This is a genomic window from Brevibacterium spongiae (assembly GCF_026168515.1).
GTDB classification, from domain to species: domain Bacteria; phylum Actinomycetota; class Actinomycetes; order Actinomycetales; family Brevibacteriaceae; genus Brevibacterium; species Brevibacterium spongiae.
This window is the reverse complement of sequence record NZ_CP093443.1, coordinates 2,388,422-2,405,858: the sequence shown is the minus strand read 5'-3', so window position 1 is coordinate 2,405,858 and position 17,437 is coordinate 2,388,422. Positions and strand designations below refer to the sequence as shown.

The 17,437-nt window shown below is 65.1% G+C and carries 14 protein-coding genes; 13 read left to right on the top strand and 1 reads right to left on the bottom strand.

The features are described 5' to 3' along the window. Window position 1 precedes the first annotated feature (1 nt). The 13 genes from L1F31_RS10890 to nrdR all read left to right on the top strand — a co-directional run bounded on the left by L1F31_RS10890 (window position 2) and on the right by nrdR (window position 14,942). Complete coding sequence (locus tag L1F31_RS10890) at window positions 2-1,102, top strand: UDP-N-acetylglucosamine--N-acetylmuramyl-(pentapeptide) pyrophosphoryl-undecaprenol N-acetylglucosamine transferase (protein WP_265417319.1); 1,101 nt, start codon at window positions 2-4, stop codon at window positions 1,100-1,102. Window positions 1,103-1,104: 2 nt separating this feature from the next. Further along, entirely contained in the window at window positions 1,105-2,505 is a 1,401-nt protein-coding gene (gene murC / locus L1F31_RS10885; RefSeq protein ID WP_265417318.1) for a UDP-N-acetylmuramate--L-alanine ligase, read from the top strand. 5 nt (window positions 2,506-2,510) lie between these two features. Beyond that, window positions 2,511-3,266 carry a cell division protein FtsQ/DivIB gene (locus L1F31_RS10880; protein ID WP_265417317.1) on the top strand — a complete coding sequence of 252 codons (756 nt, stop codon included), beginning with the start codon at window positions 2,511-2,513 and terminating at the stop codon, window positions 3,264-3,266. Between the two features lie 252 nt (window positions 3,267-3,518). Continuing rightward, on the top strand, window positions 3,519-4,703 hold the full coding sequence (gene ftsZ, locus L1F31_RS10875; protein ID WP_265417316.1) for a cell division protein FtsZ: 1,185 nt from the start codon (window positions 3,519-3,521) through the stop codon (window positions 4,701-4,703). 1 nt (window position 4,704) lies between these two features. Continuing rightward, window positions 4,705-5,463, top strand: a complete 759-nt coding sequence (gene pgeF, locus L1F31_RS10870; protein WP_265417315.1) for a peptidoglycan editing factor PgeF — start codon at window positions 4,705-4,707, stop codon at window positions 5,461-5,463. A 78-nt stretch (window positions 5,464-5,541) separates the two neighbouring features. Further along, window positions 5,542-6,072, top strand: a complete 531-nt coding sequence (locus L1F31_RS10865; protein ID WP_265417314.1) for a cell division protein SepF — start codon at window positions 5,542-5,544, stop codon at window positions 6,070-6,072. 94 nt (window positions 6,073-6,166) lie between these two features. Beyond that, window positions 6,167-6,466, top strand: coding sequence for a YggT family protein (locus tag L1F31_RS10860; RefSeq protein ID WP_265417313.1), 300 nt, complete (start codon window positions 6,167-6,169; stop codon window positions 6,464-6,466). A gap of 405 nt (window positions 6,467-6,871) precedes the next feature. Continuing rightward, entirely contained in the window at window positions 6,872-7,702 is an 831-nt protein-coding gene (locus L1F31_RS10855; RefSeq protein WP_265417312.1) for a DivIVA domain-containing protein, read from the top strand. A 99-nt stretch (window positions 7,703-7,801) separates the two neighbouring features. Next, window positions 7,802-8,338 (top strand): signal peptidase II, encoded by a 537-nt coding sequence (locus tag L1F31_RS10850; protein ID WP_265417311.1) that lies wholly within the window; start codon window positions 7,802-7,804, stop codon window positions 8,336-8,338. Further along, window positions 8,331-9,254 (top strand): RluA family pseudouridine synthase, encoded by a 924-nt coding sequence (locus L1F31_RS10845; RefSeq protein WP_265417310.1) that lies wholly within the window; start codon window positions 8,331-8,333, stop codon window positions 9,252-9,254. The genes L1F31_RS10850 and L1F31_RS10845 overlap by 8 nt, the downstream gene beginning before the upstream one ends. 266 nt (window positions 9,255-9,520) lie before the next feature. After that, window positions 9,521-13,030: a DNA polymerase III subunit alpha gene (gene dnaE / locus L1F31_RS10840; protein WP_429860965.1), complete on the top strand. Its 3,510-nt coding sequence runs from the start codon at window positions 9,521-9,523 to the stop codon at window positions 13,028-13,030. A gap of 101 nt (window positions 13,031-13,131) precedes the next feature. After that, entirely contained in the window at window positions 13,132-14,442 is a 1,311-nt protein-coding gene (hisD, locus tag L1F31_RS10835; RefSeq protein WP_265417308.1) for a histidinol dehydrogenase, read from the top strand. Between the two features lie 2 nt (window positions 14,443-14,444). After that, the gene (gene nrdR, locus L1F31_RS10830) at window positions 14,445-14,942 is read left to right on the top strand and encodes a transcriptional regulator NrdR (RefSeq protein WP_265417307.1); all 498 of its coding nucleotides are present in this window, start codon (window positions 14,445-14,447) and stop codon (window positions 14,940-14,942) included. A gap of 232 nt (window positions 14,943-15,174) precedes the next feature. Here the strand turns inward: nrdR and L1F31_RS10825 are convergent, their stop codons facing one another. After that, window positions 15,175-17,406: a HelD family protein gene (locus tag L1F31_RS10825; protein WP_265417306.1), complete on the bottom strand. Its 2,232-nt coding sequence runs from the start codon at window positions 17,404-17,406 to the stop codon at window positions 15,175-15,177. Between the last annotated feature and the right edge of the window lie 31 nt (window positions 17,407-17,437).

The window sequence follows — 17,437 nt, the reverse complement described above, 5'->3', positions numbered from 1 at the left end:
GATGACGAGTATCCTCCTCGCCGGTGGAGGCACCACCGGCCATATCTCGCCGATGCTGGCGATCGGCCGCGAACTGCGTGAGACCCACCCCGACTGGGACATCATCGCGCTGGGAACTCCCGACGGGCTCGAAGCCGAGATCGTGCCGAGGGCCGGTTTCGAACTGCTCACCATCGACAAGGTGCCCATGCCGCGGTCGATCAGCCCCGCCCTGCTGAAGTTCCCCGGTCGCTTCTCCGGCAACATCTCCGCAGTCAGGCGGATCATCTCCTCCCGCGGCGTCTCCGCGGTCGTCGGCGTCGGCGGCTACGTCTGCCCGCCGGCATTCCTCGCCGCCAAACAGGCGAAGATCCCGCTCATCGTCCACGAAGCCAACGCGAAACCGGGAATGGCCAACCGCCTCGGCGCGCGACTGACACGCCCCGGACGGGTGGGCATCACCTTCCCGGACACGCAGCTGCGCAATTCCACCCTCGTGGGCATGCCGATGCCCGCCGAGATCACCGCACTCGACCGCAGCGACGCCGCGCAGCGTGCCGGATTCCGTGCCGACCTCGGACTGCGCGATGATGCTCCCGTGCTCGTCGTCACCGGCGGCTCTTCAGGCGCGCAGAAGATCAACGAAGCCTTCCTCGCCTCGGCCGACGCCTGTCAGGAAGCGGGCATCCAGGTCCTCCACATCACAGGTGCCGGCAAAGGCGAAGAGCTGCGCGAAGCCACCGCGGAGCTGAGCGACTACCACGTCGTGGACTACGTCGACGGGATGCACCGCGCCTATGCGGTCGCCGATCTGCTCGTCGCCCGCTCCGGAGCCGCCACCGTCTCCGAAGCCAGCGTCGTCGGCGTGCCCGCGCTCTACGTGCCGCTGGCCATCGGCAACGGCGAACAGCGGCTCAACGCGGCCGGCAGCGTCGCCGCAGGAGCCTCGCTCATGGTCGACAATGCCGAATTCTCCGCCGCCACGGTCACCGAGACCATCCTGCCGCTGGTCGGCGACCGGCCGCGGCTCGAGGAGATGAGCCGTGCCGCATCGGCCCTGAACTATCCCACCGACGCCGCAGCCAGAATGGCCGGCATCCTCACCCGCGCGCTGGAAGGCTGAATATGACCCAAGCACACATCGTCCCCGTCGGTGAACTCGGTGCCGTCCACTTCATCGGCATCGGCGGATCGGGGATGTCCGGAATCGCCCGGATCATGGTCATGAACGGAGTGACCGTCTCGGGGTCGGATGCGAAGGACTCCTCCGTCGTCGAGGTTCTGCGCACCCTCGGCGCGACCGTCACGATCGGGCATTCGGCGGACAACCTCGGCGAGGCAGATACCCTCGTCATCTCCTCGGCCATCCGCAAGGACAATCCCGAACTCGTCGAGGCGCAGCGACGGGGCCTGCGCATCCTCCACCGCTCCGGCGCCCTGGCGTCCCTCATGGTCGACCGGCGCGCCGTGGCCGTGGCCGGGACCCACGGCAAGACGACGACCACCTCGATGACCACCGTGGCACTGCAGGCCTGCGGCATCGATCCGTCGTTCGTCATCGGCGGAGTGCTGTCGACGACGGGCACGAACGCCCACCTGGGCACCGGAGACGTCTTCGTCGCCGAGGCCGACGAATCCGACGGCTCCTTCCTGCTCTACGAACCGACCATCGGCATTCTCACGAACGTCGAGGCCGACCACCTCGACCACTACGGGACACCGGAGAAGGTGCGCGAGGCGTTCATCGAATTCTGCAATGGCATCCAGTCCCGCGGGGGAACCATCATCGCGTGTGCCGATGACGCAGGATCCCTCGACGTGGCCACGACCGCCCGCGCCCAAGGCGCCGACGTCGTCTTCTACGGCACCGGGGACGACGCCGACATCCGGCTGACCGGGCTCGAGTCCGGGATCGCCTCTTCCTTCGCACTGCAGCTGCCCGGCCGGGACGAACCGCTGACCGTGGAGCTGCGGCAGCCGGGACTGCACAATGCGCTCAACGCCACCGCCGCGATCGCCACGGCGCACAGCCTCGGCGCCGATGTCGATCGTGCGGCCACCGGACTGGCCGGCTACGGAGGCACCCGCCGTCGCTTCGAGGAACGCGGGATCGCCGCCGGTGTCCGCGTCATCGACGACTACGCCCATCACCCCACCGAACTGCGGGCCGTGCTCAACGCCGCTCGCGGAGTCGTCACCGAGGAGGGCCGCGTCTGGGCGATCTTCCAGCCCCACCTGTACTCACGGACGATGGAGTTCCGGGAGGAGTTCGGCCAGGCCCTCGGCCTGGCCGACGAGGTCGTCGTGCTCGACGTCTTCCCCGCCCGCGAAGACCCTGTGCCGGGAGTCACCGGAGCCATCATCGCCGATCGGGTTCCGCACGATCACGTCACCTTCGAAGAGTCCTTCGCCGAGGCGATTCCCTTCGTCGCTGAGAGGGTGCGTCCCGGTGATCTGGTGCTCACCCTCGGCGCCGGCGATGTCACGATCCTCGGACCCGAGCTGCTGAGCGCCCTGGAGCGCTGAACCTCATGGTGCCGCTTCCCCCTGCCCGCACCGGTGACAACTCCACCGCCGATCTCACCGGAGTCATCCGGGCCCGCCGCCTGCAGGTCTGGCGTCGACGTCTCATCGCCATCGGCATCGTGGTCGCCGTCATCGCCGTCGCAGCGATCGCCTGGTTCTCACCGCTGCTGGCCCTTCAGAAGGTGAGTGTGAAAGGCAGCGAACTCGTCGACTCTGATCAGGTGAGCTCTTTCGTCATGGACTCCGAGGGCGGCACCCCGTTGCCCCAGGTCCGGCCCGGCACGGTGGAGAAGAGCGTGCTCAAGAGGTTCCCGAAGGCGGAGAGAGCCTCCGTGCACTATTCCGGTCCCCGGTCGCTGACGATCACGCTGACCGACAGGACCCCGGTGCTCGCGCTCGAAGGTTCCTCAGGCTACCGCCTCTACGACGCCGCAGCCGTCGACCTCGGCGTCGTCGACAAGGCGCCCAAGAAGCTCACGGTGCTCGGGAACTCGGGAGGAGAACCGGAGAAGTCGACAGTGTCCGCCGTCATCCGGTTCCTGGGCGAGCTGAGACCCGAACTGCGCCGACAGCTGACGACGATCCAGGCGAAGGACGCGAACAATCTGCAGGGCGAACTCGACACCGGCAAGAACAAGGCAACGGTCGTCCTCGGCGATTCCTCGAACGCGAGCCTCAAGGTGCGCACCGCGGTGCAGCTGGCGACAGAGGGCCGCACCGAGATCGACGTCTCAGTGCCGTCCGTACCAGTGACGGACTGAACGACCCGGGCCGAACCCGGAGCGGCTCGGAACCTGACGCTGGGAGGTTCCGGCGACGTCGCACCTCACACAGCCGATGTTTGCCCCGGTTTGGCTCCGACACACCGGGCCGGAAGTTTGGCCGAACCCCGACACTCCGGCGAGAATGGTTGCAGTGATATTGCCCCGCCCAATAGCGTCAGGGCAGAGAACACAGACCGAAATGCGCACGCAGACCCTGCGGAGTGCAAGCGCTTGAGACGAGGAACCGACTTGGCTGAATTCCCACAATCCGGAGCGGATATCAAGGTTGCCGGAACCGGCGGCGGCGGTGTCAACGCTGTTCAGAGGATGATCGACGTCGGCCTGCGCGGCGTGGAGTTCATCGCAATCAACACCGATGCCCAGGCTCTCGTCCTCTCCGACGCCGATGTGAAGCTTGAGATCGGCCGCGATCAGACCCGCGGTCTCGGTGCCGGTGCCGATCCGGAGATCGGTCGGAAAGCCGCCGAATCCTCCGAAGACGCCATCCGCGACGCCCTCGAAGGCGCCGACATGGTCTTCGTCACTGCAGGTGAGGGCGGCGGAACGGGAACCGGTGCGGCTCCCGTCGTCGCACGTGTGGCCCGCTCGCTCGGTGCCCTGACCATCGGTGTCGTCACCCGCCCCTTCACCTTCGAGGGACGCCGTCGTTCCGCGCAGGCCGAAGCCGGCATCGCCGCTCTGCGCGAAGAGGTCGACACCCTCATCGTCATCCCCAACGACCGACTGCTCTCGATCTCCGATCGCAGCGTCTCCGTCGTCGAAGCCTTCCGCTCGGCTGACGAGGTTCTGCGGTCCGGTGTCCAGGGCATCACCGACCTCATCTCGGTGCCGGGCCTGATCAACCTCGACTTCGCCGACGTGAAGTCGGTCATGCAGGATGCGGGCACCGCGCTCATGGGCATCGGCGCCGCCACCGGCGACGACCGCGCCGTCCAGGCCGCCGAGTCCGCCATCGCCTCCCCGCTGCTGGAAGCCAGCATCGACGGAGCACACGGAGTGCTCTTCTGCATCACCGGCGGCGGAGACCTCGGACTCTTCGAGGTCAACGAAGCCGCACGTCTGGTGCAGGAAGCTGCCCACCCCGAGGCGAACATCATCTTCGGTGCCGTCATCGATGACAACATCGGCGACGAATGCCGCGTGACCGTCATCGCCGCCGGCTTCGACAACACGTCGTCGAACGTCGAATCCGCCGGCGCAGAGGCGATCCCGGCCTCCATCCCGGCCTCGGCACCTGCGGAGACCGAGAGCGAATCGCCCGTGGTCCCCGAACCTGAGGCCGAGGAGACCGAAGCGAAGGAAGCACAGCCGGTCCGCCGCAGCGAGGAGCACCAGATTCCGGCCACGCTGCCCAGCGAACGCAGCAGCTCGAACTTCGACAACGATCTCGATATCCCGGACTTCCTCAAGTAACATGCTGCGCTCGAGGTTCGTCATCCCCGGCAGGCGCACCGCCCACGTCGCCTTCACCGACCGCCACGGCGGGTACTCGAACGGGGACTTCGCCTCGTTCAACCTCGCCCGCCACGTCGGAGACGATGACGAACTCGTCGCAGCGAACCGAGCCGCCCTCGCTCAGGTCATCGGCCTGAGCGGGGAGCGGCTCTCGTTCGTCTCCCAGGTCCACGGCACGAACGTGCGCACGATCACCGAGGAGAGCGACCTGCGGCAGACCGCCGCCGAAGCGGATGCGCAGACGACGAGCCTCGCCGGCATCGGACTGGTGATCATGGTCGCCGACTGCACACCGATCATGCTCGCCGATGCCGAGTCAGGAATCATCGCAGCCGTCCATGCCGGCAGGCAGGGAATGGCGGCAGGAGTCGTGCCCACCACCGTGGCACACATGCGGGAGGCCGGCGCGGAGGAGATCCACGCGGTCATCGGCCCATCGGTGTGCCCACGCTGCTACGAAGTCTCAGCCGAGCTGCGCACCGAAGTCGCCGAGATCGAGCCCACGGCCGCCTCGGTGTCGGTGACGGGAACTCCCGCACTCGACGTCGCAGGAGCGACGGCCGAACAGCTGCGAAGGGAAGGCGTGACCATCGACCACTTCTCCCGCACCTGCACCAAGGAGTCCGAAGACCTGTTCTCCTACCGCAGGCAGCAGCGGACGGGCCGCTTCGCCGGCATCATCTGGCTGCAGGAAGAAAACCCCACGACACACCCGTAGGACTCACCCGTCCGTGTGCCCACGTGCGATAGTTTGGGCCTCAGGTGAGCAAGTGCCGAAGTCCGAGGAGCTTAAGACATGTCAGCAATCAAGAAGACGCTGGAATACCTGGGTTTCGTCGAAGAAGAGGACGAGACCTTCGATCGTCACGATCGTCATGAGTCCGAGCGCCGCGAGCCCGCAAGCCGGGACCGCGAAGTCATCGAGTCCTTCGACGACGACCGCTACGCGGAGCCGGAAGCGGCCGAGGAGCGCACTCCTGCCCCGGTGACTCCGATCCACCCGTCACCGATCCGTCCCGTAGACACCCCGGCTCCAGGAACCTCAATGAATCGCATCAGAACCATCCACCCGCGCAGCTACAACGACGCCATGGTCATCGGTTCGGCCTTCCGTGAGGGCACCCCGGTGATCATGAACCTCTCGGAGATGGACGAGAACAACTCCAAGCGTCTCGTCGACTTCTCGGCCGGCCTCATCTTCGGGCTGCACGGTTCGATCGAACGCGTGACGAACAAGGTGTTCCTGCTCACTCCGGAGAACATCGAGGTCGCCGGCGAGAACGAAGCGGATTCGGACTCCCAGGCCAGCTTCTTCAACCAGAGCTGAGCAGATCGGGAACTGCTCTCAACTCGTCTTCAGTTCGAGCCGCTATGCTGAGGCTCCGATAGTCAAGCACCAATGAAAGGCACGAGGAACCCCCGTGGCCATGATCTTCTACATCCTCGGCACTGCGCTGAGCCTCTATGTCTACGTGCTCCTGGCCAGGGTCGTCCTCGACCTCGTCCAGGTGTTCTCCCGTGACTGGAAGCCGTCAGGTTTCCTCCTCGTTCTCGCAGAGATCGTCTACACGCTCACCGATCCGCCGCTGAAGCTGCTGCGCAAGATCATTCCGCCGCTGCGTCTGGGGCAGATCTCCCTCGACCTCGGGTTCATCGTGCTGCTCATCGGCATCCAGATCATCGCCTCGGTGTTCTTCAACCTCTCGCACACCACGGCCTGAACCCGGCTCGCTGGTCTGAGGTTGGCTCGGTGGCTTGAGCCCTGCTCCACGGTCTGAGCCTGGTTCCGAGTAGCCGGGCCGGCCGCATTCGGGGGAGAGCGGCGACGATGCCGGCAGGCCGCGCCCAGCGGGGACACGCAGATTCCGCATCAGCGAATAACTGGGTGAAACGCCTATGAATGGGTGAAAATCCATTGCGCAAATAGCTGATAAATGGTGAATATGCTCACGGGAATTGGCCGAGCGCACGAATGCCTTGTTAGCCTCAGGTAGGTAAAAGTTCGTCATCAAATGCGAGACACGCGATAACTGCAGGACAAAACTGCAGGTGTTACGCTAATGTGACGTTGAAGCCGTCCTTCTGGGCGGCAGCGTAATGATTGTAGATCGACCGAAGGTGACCTCATGGCGCTCACGCCTGAAGACGTAGTAAACAAGCGGTTCCAGCATGTGAAGTTCCGCGACGGGTACGACCAGGACGAAGTCGACGATTTCCTTGACGAGGTCGTCGTTGAGATCCGCCGTCTCTACCAGGAGAACGACGAACTGCGTCAGAAGCTCTCCACCGCCGAACAGCGTGTGAAGGAACTCGAAGCCGGCGGTGCCTCCGCCGCTCCGGCGCAGGACATCGACGCTACCCAGGCCATGCCTGCCGCGATCCCCGCTCCCGAGAAGCAGGCCGACGCTCCGACAGCGAAGGAAGCACCTGCTGCTCCGGCACCGGTCGAAGACACCCCGAAGCAGGCCTCTGCTCCTGTGGTCAAGGAAGCCGCACCGTCTCCGCAGGACAGCTCCGCCAACACCGCATCGTCGTCGGCAGCTCCTGCCATGGCAGCCGGTGCCGCCGGCGGAGCCGCAGGTGCCGGACTCGGCGCAGTCGGCGGCGACGGAGATGCCCACGGCCTCATCGCTCTGGCTCAGCGCGTCCACGACGAGCACGTTGCCGAAGGTGAGCGCAAGCGCGACGAGCTCATCAAGGGCGCGGAGAAGGAAGCCGCCGACATCGTCGGCAAGGCCGAGACCAAGCGGGACGAGACGCTGTCGACCCTCGAATCGCAGAAGTCCACTCTGGAGCGTTCGATCGATCAGCTCTCGAACTTCGAGCGCCAGTACCGCACGCGCCTCAAGAGCTACCTCAACGATCAGCTGCGCGACCTCGAGAACTCCACGAGCTTGGCTCCGGAGACCCTCGACGGCAATGGTCCGCTGGGTGGTTCCTCGAACCACAAGCTCTGATAGCACGGCACGACCGACCGAGGTCCGGGAACTCTGCGGAGATCCCGGACCTCGGTCATGTGCGTTCGACGTCGTCTGCGGTGGACTAGAATGAACCAAATGAACGAACCTGTCTCACAGGCGAAGCGATCCCGCGCCGCCATGCTGGTCCTGCTGTTCTCCATTGCGGCGATCGTGCTCGTGGTTGATCAGTTCACCAAATTCCTAGCGGTCTCGCTGCTTGAAGACCGGCCGCCGGTGCCGGTCATCGGCACGCTCGCCGGGTTCAACTTCTACCGCAATCCAGGTGCGGCCTTCGGTCTCGGATCGAGCGTGACCTGGGTGTTCCCACTCATCGCCATCGGCGTGTTCGCGGCGATCCTCGTGCTCTCTCGCAAACTCGGCTCCCGATCCTGGGCGATCGGACTGGGCCTGCTGCTGGGTGGGCTCTTCGGCAACCTCGTCGATCGTCTGTTCCGGGAACCGGGGTTCCTCCACGGAGCCGTCGTCGACTTCATCGATCTGTCGCTGTTCATGTGCAATGTGGCCGATATTGCGATCTCCGCCGCCGCAGTGACTCTCGTCATCGTCAGCCTCAAGGGCATCGAACTCGACGGATCGACCTCCACCCGTGTGAAAAAGGACTCTCATGACTGAACGTTCCATCCTCGTCCCTGAGGGACTCGAAGGTCAGCGCGTGGACGCTGCGATGTCGAAGCTGCTCGGCCTCTCCCGCACTGCCGCAGCAGAGATCTGCGCGGACGGGGGAGTGCGGATGGCCGGACGCACCGTCATCAAATCGGATCGGGTCGTCGCCGGCGAACGCCTCGACATCATGTTGCCAGAACCCCGGCGCCCCCTCGAAGTCGTCGCCGACCCCGTACCCGGGATGCGGATCGTCCACGACGAGGATGCCTTCGTCGTCGTCGACAAGCCCGTAGGAGTCGCCGCTCACCCCGCCCTGGGCTGGACCGGACGGACAGTCGTCGGCGGACTCGCCGCGGCCGGTTTCCGGATTGCCACCTCGGGGGCACCCGAACGTCAGGGCATCGTCCAACGACTCGACGTGGGCACCTCCGGTCTCATGGTCGTGGCGAAGAGCGAATACGCCTACAGCGTGCTCAAACGCGCCTTCAAGGAACGCACGGTGGAAAAGACCTACCATGCTGTGGTCCAAGGACTTCCCGATCCGGTGCTCGGCACCATCGACGCGCCGATCGCCCGCCATCCGAAGCACGACGGACTCTACGCCGTGCGCACCGAAGGCAAGAACGCGATCACACACTATGAGGTCATCGAAGCCCACCGACGTGCCGCACTCGTGGAAGTCCACCTCGAAACCGGGCGCACGCATCAGATCCGGGTCCACTTCTCGGCCACCAAGCACCCCTGTGTCGGCGACCTGCCCTACGGCGCTGATCCTGTGCTGGCGAAGGAACTGGGCCTCGAACGTCAGTGGCTGCACGCCATCAAACTGGGGTTCCACCACCCCGACACGCAGAAGTGGGTCGAGTTCGAAAGCGGATACCCCGAGGATCTGCAGACGGCACTCGACCGCATCCGTCCGAACTGAGCCCTCTGTCGCGGCCGGCAGTGTCACGGCCGGCGGGGCGCCGTTCAGGCGAAGGTGCCCACCAAGGCGGAGGGGCCGAGCCGGCGAAGGTGCCCACCAAGGCGGAGGGGCCGAGCCGGCGAAGGTGCGCTGGGCAACAGACTGCGGAGCCTCCTGAAACGGAGCTGATGGACTAAGCTGGATGGGCAATACCGGCCACTTCAGGAAGGCGGCGCCCAGTGCCGAATGAGGACTTCGTCCACCTCCACGTCCACACCGAATACTCCATGCTGGACGGAGCGGCCCGGCTCACCGACCTCATGGCGGCGACGAAGGCGTCGGGGATGTCCGCCATCGCCACCACAGACCACGGGTACCTCTTCGGGGCCTTCGACTTCTGGTCCCAAGCCACGGCGGCCGGGATCAAGCCGATCATCGGCGTCGAAGCCTATGTCACCCCCGGCACCGACCGACGCGACAAGACCCGCGTGAAATGGCGCACCGACGAATCGCAGAAGAGCGACGACCTCTCTGGCGGCGGTCTGTACACGCATATGACCCTGCTCTCACGCAACAACACGGGGATGCGCAACCTCTTCAAGGCCTCCTCATATGCATCGCTGGACTCGGTGACGGCGAAGTGGCCGCGTCTGGACCAGGATCTGCTGGAGAACTATTCCGAAGGACTCATCGCGACCACCGGCTGCCCCTCAGGTGAGGTGCAGGTGCGGCTGCGCCTGGGACAGTACGAAGAAGCCAAAGCTGCGGCCGGGAAATACCGCGAGATCTTCGGCAAGGAGAACTACTACGTCGAGCTCATGGATCATGGTCTGTCCATCGAGAAACGGGTGACGAAGGACCTCATCCGTCTGTCGAAGGAGCTGGACATTCCGCTGGTCGCCACCAACGACCTGCACTACACGCACGAATCCGATGCGAAGGCGCACGAAGCGCTGCTGGCCATCCAGTCCGGATCCAAACTCATCGAACCGACCTACGATCAGGGCGGATCCCGCTTCGCGTTCTCCGGTTCCGGCTATTACCTCAAGACCCCCGCCGAGATGAGGGTCCTGTTCAGAGAATTCCCCGAGGCCTGCGACAACACCCTCGAGATCGCGGAGAAATGCGAAGTCTCCTTCGACACCTCGGCGAACTACATGCCGAAGTTCCCATGCCCGCCCGGTGAGGACGAGACCTCCTGGCTGATCAAGGAAGTCGCCAAGGGACTCGACTACCGGTACCCGAACGGCGTGCCCGACGATGTCCGCAAACAGGCGGACTACGAACTCGACATCATCATCTCGATGGGCTTCCCCGGCTACTTCCTCGTCGTCGCCGACTTCATCAACTGGTCGAAGGACAACGGCATCCGGGTGGGACCCGGCCGTGGTTCCGGTGCCGGTTCCATGGTCGCCTACGCGATGCGCATCACCGACCTCGATCCGCTCCAGCACGGACTGTTCTTCGAGCGCTTCCTCAACCCGGACCGTGTGTCCATGCCCGACTTCGACGTCGACTTCGATGATCGTCGCCGCGGCGAGGTCATCGAATACGTGACAGAGAAGTACGGCGACGAACGTGTCGCGATGATCGTCACCTACGGCACGATCAAGACGAAGATGGCGCTGAAGGATTCCGCGCGAGTGCTCGGCAAGCCCTTCTCCATGGGTGAGCAGCTGACGAAGGCGCTGCCGCCGGCAGAGATGGCCAAGGACATTCCGCTCAAGGACATCGAAGACCCCGAATCCAAGCGCTACAAGGAGGCGGGGGAGTTCCGGGACCTCGTCGACTCCGACCCCGAAGCTCGTGAGACCTTCGAGACCGCGAAGGGCATCGAAGGTCTGAAGCGACAGTGGGGCGTCCACGCCGCCGGCGTCATCATGTCCTCGGACCCGATCATCGACGTCATTCCGATCATGCGCCGGTTCCAAGACGGTCAGGTCATCACCCAGTTCGACTACCCGACCTCTGAGGGCCTCGGGCTCATCAAGATGGACTTCCTGGGGTTGCGCAACCTCACGATCATCTCCGACGCCGTCGAGAACATCAAAGCCAACCGGGACTTCGATCTCGACCTCGAACACCTTGCGCTTGATGACCACGGTGCCTATGAGCTGCTGTCCCGAGGCGACACACTCGGCGTGTTCCAGCTCGACGGCGGCGGACTGCGGGCCCTGCTGCGGATGATGAAGCCCGACAACTTCGAAGACATCTCCGCGACCATTGCGCTCTACCGTCCGGGCCCGATGGGCGCGGACTCGCACACGAACTTCGCGCTGCGCAAGAACGGTCTGCAGGAAGTCACACCGATCCACCCGGAGCTCGAGGAGCCCCTCCAGGACATCCTCGGCACCACTTACGGCCTCATCATCTACCAAGAGCAGGTGATGGCGATCGCGCAGAAGGTCGCCGGCTACTCACTGGGACAGGCAGATATCCTCCGCCGCGCGATGGGCAAGAAGAAGAAGTCCGAGCTCGATAAGCAGCAGGTCGGATTCTTCGGCGGGATGAAGGAACGCGGCTACTCCGAGGCCGCCGCCCAGGCCCTGTGGGATATTCTGCTTCCGTTCTCGGACTACGCGTTCAACAAGGCCCACTCGGCCGCCTACGGTCTCGTGTCGTACTGGACTGCCTACCTCAAGGCCCACTACACGGCCGAGTACATGGCCGCACTGCTGACCTCGGTCGGCGACAACAAGGACAAGCTCGCGATCTACCTCAACGAGTGCCGTCGCCTGGGCATCACCGTGCTGCCTCCGGACGTTAATGAGTCCGCGCTCCACTTCACCCCGGTCGGCACCGACATCCGCTTCGGCATGGGCGCGGTCCGCAATGTCGGCTCCCACGTCGTCGAAGGCATCGTCGACGCCCGCGCAGAGAAGGGCGCCTACACTTCGTTCACGGACTTCCTCGACAAGGTGCCCAGCCATGTGTGCAACAAGCGCACCATCGAATCGCTCATCAAGGCCGGAGGCTTCGATTCGCTCGGGCACAGTCGACGCTCGCTCGTCGAAGTCCATGAGGAGGCCGTGGACTCCGTCATCGGCGTCAAACGGCAGGAAGCCAACGGCCAGTTCGACCTCTTCGCCGGGCTCGGCGGGGGAGACGATGCACCGGGCTTCTCCGTGACGATCCCGGACCGCCCCGAATGGGAGAAGAAGGAGAAGCTGACCTTCGAGCGCGACATGATCGGCCTCTACGTCTCGGACCATCCGCTCAATGGGCTCGAAGGGGTCCTGGCCGCGGAGTCCGACGCCTCCATCGCCGAGGTGGTCGATCCCGAATCGCACCGCCACGACGGTTCCCAGATCAAGGTCTGCGGAATGATCACACAGGTCATCCGCAAGGTGTCGAAGAATTCGGGACGCCCCTATGCGATCGTCACGCTTGAGGACCTCGAAGCCGAAATCGAAGTGATGTTCTTCGGTGACACCTACGAACCCGTGGCGAGCCTGCTGGCCACCGACCTCGTGATCTCCCTGACCGGACGCATCCGCACCTCCGACGATCGTCCGACCTCGCTCATGGCGATGTCGATGACGATCCCGGACGTCACCGACCCCAAGGACCGTCCGCTCAACCTGCTCATGCCGATGGAAAAGGCCACCGAGGAGATGGCGACGAAGCTCAAACGGATCCTCGAGTCGAACAAGGGCCAGACCGACGTCCACCTCGTCCTGTCCCAACCCGGACGCCAGACGGTGATGCGGCTCGACAGATCGATCCGCGTCGACCCGAATCCGAGCCTCTACGGCGATCTCAAGGCGCTGCTCGGCTCACGCTGCTTCAGCAGCTGAGCTGCCGGGCGCGGACCGGCGGCCGTGTGTTCCCCGGCGCCGAGTGTGCAGACCGTCCGCACTTCGGGCCGGGGGCCTGCGGTGCTGCTGTGGAGACTAGAATGGTGCGGGTGAACATTCTGGACTTCCGTGGCGAGACCCTCAACAAGCGATTCCTGGCGCAGAAGCTGCCGCGAGCCGCTGAGACCCATGCTGATATCGAACGACGCGTCGCCGAACTGCTCGACACCGTCGCCGGTGGGGGAGCGGCGGCAGTGAAGGACTTCACCGAACGCTTCGATGGAGTGCGCCCCGATGTCCTCCGCGTCCCAGCCTCAGCGCTGGCAGAGGCCGCTGCCGAGCTCGACTCGCAGGTCAAGGCCGCGCTCGTCGAATCCATCGACCGGGCCCGACAGGTCGCCGCCGATCAGCGCCCTGTCGATGTGCGCACAGAACTCGCGACCGGAGCCTTCGTCACCACGCGCCACCTGCCGGTCGAACGTGTGGGCCTCTACGTGCCCGGCGGACTCGCCGTCTACCCCTCGACGGTGATCATGAACGTCGTGCCCGCCCAGACCGCGGGCGCACACTCACTGGCGATCGCCAGCCCACCGCAGTCCAACGGTCTGCCGCACCCGACGGTGTTGGCCACGGCGCACATCCTCGGTGTCGACGAGGTGTGGGCGATGGGCGGAGCCCAGGCGATCGGCGCTCTGGCGTACGGCTTCGACGATGGGGAGGAGCTCGAACCCGTCGACCTCATCACCGGACCCGGCAACGCCTATGTGGCAGCCGCGAAGTCGCTCGTGCGGTCCCGGGTCGGCATCGATGCGGTCGCCGGTCCGACCGAGATCATCATCCTCGCCGATGCGAATGCGAATCCGCGGTTCGTCGCCGCCGATCTCATCAGCCAGGCCGAACACGACGAACTCGCCGCCTCGGTGCTCGTGACGGATTCCCCCGAACTCGCCGAGGCGGTCGCCTCCGAGCTGAAGGTGCAGGTGCCGGCCGCAATGCACGCGGATCGGATCTCCACGGCCCTGGCCGGACGGCAGTCGGCCATTGTGCTCGTCGACGACCTCGACGCCGGGATCACCGTGGTCAACGGCTACGCCGGTGAGCACGTGGAAGTCCACACCGCCGATGCCGCCGCCGTCGCGCAGCGGATCACCAACGGGGGAGCCGTGTTCCTTGGCGATTGGGCACCGGTGTCCCTCGGTGACTACTGCGCCGGATCGAACCACGTGCTGCCGACGATGGGCACCGCCGCACACGGCTCCGGCCTTGGCGTGCACTCATTCATCAAGGTCAGCCAGGTCATCGACTATGATCAGCAGGCCCTGTCCGAAGTGGCCGAACACATCGGGGTGCTCGCCGCCAGCGAGCAGCTGCCGGCCCATGGTCGCGCCGTCGACATCAGGTTCGAGGAGTAGAGATGCGCTGTCCGTTCTGCCGTGAATCCGATTCCCGTGTCGTCGACTCGAGGACCAGCGAAGACGGCGCAGCCATCCGCAGACGGCGTCAGTGCCGCCATTGCGGTCGCCGTTTCACCACGATGGAAGCCACCAGCCTGTCGGTGATCAAACGCTCCGGCGTCACCGAGGAGTTCTCCCGACAGAAGATCATGTCGGGTGTGCGCAAGGCCTGCCAGGGGCGCCCCGTCAGCGACGACGACCTCGCGAAGCTCGCACAGCGGGTCGAGGAGAACATCCGCTCGAGGGGCATCGCTGAGATCGACGCCGACGAGGTGGGCCTGTCCATCCTCGAACCGCTGCGCGAACTCGACCAGGTCGCCTATCTGCGATTCGCCAGCGTCTATCAGGGATTCGAATCACTCGAAGACTTCGAGACCGCGATCGATTCGCTGCGTGCGGATGCGCTTCTCCAGGCAGGCAAGACGACGGAACCGACCCCCGAGGATTTCGCGGACTGACCGGATCCTGAGACCGGCGAAAATTCCTCTCAGAAATCTTCGTTTCGAGTACCGGCGTACAGAAATAGTTGTGTAGTATTGACTGTGCGCGCTACGGCGCGCGGCCGCTTGCGGTTCGGAGGGGAAGCCGAACCCAAGCGGCCTTTTAACATTCACCCTCCACTTGCTACCTGACGGCGCCCCAGCAACCCGGCGAAAGGTTGCTGGGGCGCCGTCAGGTAGCAATAAGGGGTCAGCCGGCTTGGCGGATCGACTCGGCTGCGACGAGCTCGGTGAGCTCCGTGTGCACGGAGGCGAGGATGCGCAGACGGTCCGTCGTCCTCGTCAGCGCCACATAGAGTCCGCCGACGCCGGCTTCGCTGCCGATCGGAGCGATGCGGCCGGGCTCGACGATGATCACCGAATCGAACTCGAGCCCCTTGGCCTGAGCGGGGGTGATGAGCGCGATCTGGTGGTCGAGGCCGGTCACCGAACGTCCGAAATCGAACTCCGCGAGCACCTCGGCGATGGGGTCGATGAGCTCCTGCGGGGCGATGACGGCGATCTTCCCACCCTCTGCGGCAGCGACTTCCTCAGCTGCAGTCGTCGCCAGTGCGCCGAGCACCTCGGACTCGTCGGCGAACGTGTCCAGCCGGGGATCGACACCTCCCTGACGCACCGACTCGACGAGCTCGAGGTGCGGGAAATGCCGGTGGAGATACCTGTTGGCCAGATCCATCACCGACTGCGGGGTGCGGTAGGAGACCGTGAGCACTTGGAGAGCGAACCTGTCTCCGACGAACTCGGAGAGGATCGATGACCACGTGCGGGAATTGTCGGCCTGCGACGACTGTGCGAGGTCGCCGACGACCGTCGCCGATTTCGACGGGACTCGGCGGAAGAGCACCCGCCACTGCATGGGGGAGAGCTCCTGCGCCTCATCGACGACGAGGTGGCCGTACGTCCACTCCCGGTCATCCAGGGCACGCTCGGCCAAGGTCATCGTGGGACCCTGCTCTTCCCAGCGGGCGGCGAGCATCTCAGCGGTGACCATATCGCCGGTCTCGGTCATGTCGACGACCGCCTCGGCATAGTCACGGGCCGAATTGTCACGCGCCTGAGTCTGCTGCGGTGCGGAGCCGAGGAGTTCGGCCAGCTCGTCGAGAAGCGGTACGTCCTCGACGGTGAACTCGGTTCGTCGGTTCTCCAGCAGGGTCGACTGCTCGGAGGGAGTGAGCATTGTGCCTGCGGCTGCCCGAAGCTTGTGCGGTCTGCCCAGCAGCGCACGCAGCGCTCCTGCAGGTCCGATGGGGAACCAGGCGAGGTTGAGCGCACGACGCACGTCGACGCTCGAGCGCAGTTCCTCCAACAGTTCGGGCAGACGTTCACCGGCGGCGTCGAGGCCCATCTCGCGGGCGAGATCCTCGGCGAGGATCTTCAGCAGCCCGGTGACGAATCCGTTGCGGGCGGCATTGTGCGCATCACCGCTGCGACGTGCACGGTCGCGGGCAGCCCGGACGTCCCTGCGCCGCAGCGTGATGGTGTGCGAGCCGACGCGCAGCTCTTCGTCGTGCTCGGGCACTCGCTGGTAGTTCGCGATGTGCTTCTTCAGGACCGCTGCCATGACCGAACGGCCCTTGATCTCTGCGACCGCCGGATCGTCGACGGCCTCGGTGTCGAGCCCGGGGTAGAGCTGACCCGGGGTGAGGAGCACGGCACCGGTCTCGCCGAGGCTGGGCAGCACCTTCTCGATGTACTTGAGGAACACTGTCGAAGGTCCGACGAGGAGGACACCGGACTTCGCGATCCGCTCCCGGTGGCGGTAGAGGAGGAACGCGGCACGGTGGAGGGCGACTGCCGTCTTGCCGGTTCCGGGACCGCCCTGGACGACGAGGACGCCGGAGAGGGGACGGCGGATGATCGCATCCTGTTCGGCCTGGATGGTCGCGACGATATCGCCCATCCGACCGGTGCGATGAGTGGTCAGGGCTGCCAGCAGGGCGCCTTCGCCCTGCAGGTTCGACCGCTGGTCATCGTCGAGGGCCTCGATGTCGAGCACATCGTCTTCGATCCCCGTGACTTTCCGGTGGGCGGTCACGAGGTGCCGACGGCGGGCGACGCCTTCGGGATTGGCCGCAGTCGACTGGTAGAAGCGCTCCGCGGCTGGTGCCCTCCAGTCGATGAGGATCTGCTGGCGCTGGGCATCGGTGAGACCGATGCGGCCGATGTAGGTGGGGTCGTCCTCGTCGACGAAGTCGAGGCGTCCGAAGCACAGCCCCTCCTCGGCGCCGTCGAGGCGGATGAGCTGATCTTCGTACAGCGTGGCGAACGCATCGCGTTCGGTCCGGTGCTGATGGTTGCCGCCGACCTCGGAGATCCTCACGGTTCCGAGGCGGCCTGTCGTCTCCTCCCGCAGCTCATCGAGTCGGGCATAGAGCTCGTCGAGCTTGGCCTGCTCGACGCGAATTTCTGAAGTTTCGGTCATCTCACCTTCTTGGGTCGGCATTCAATTATGC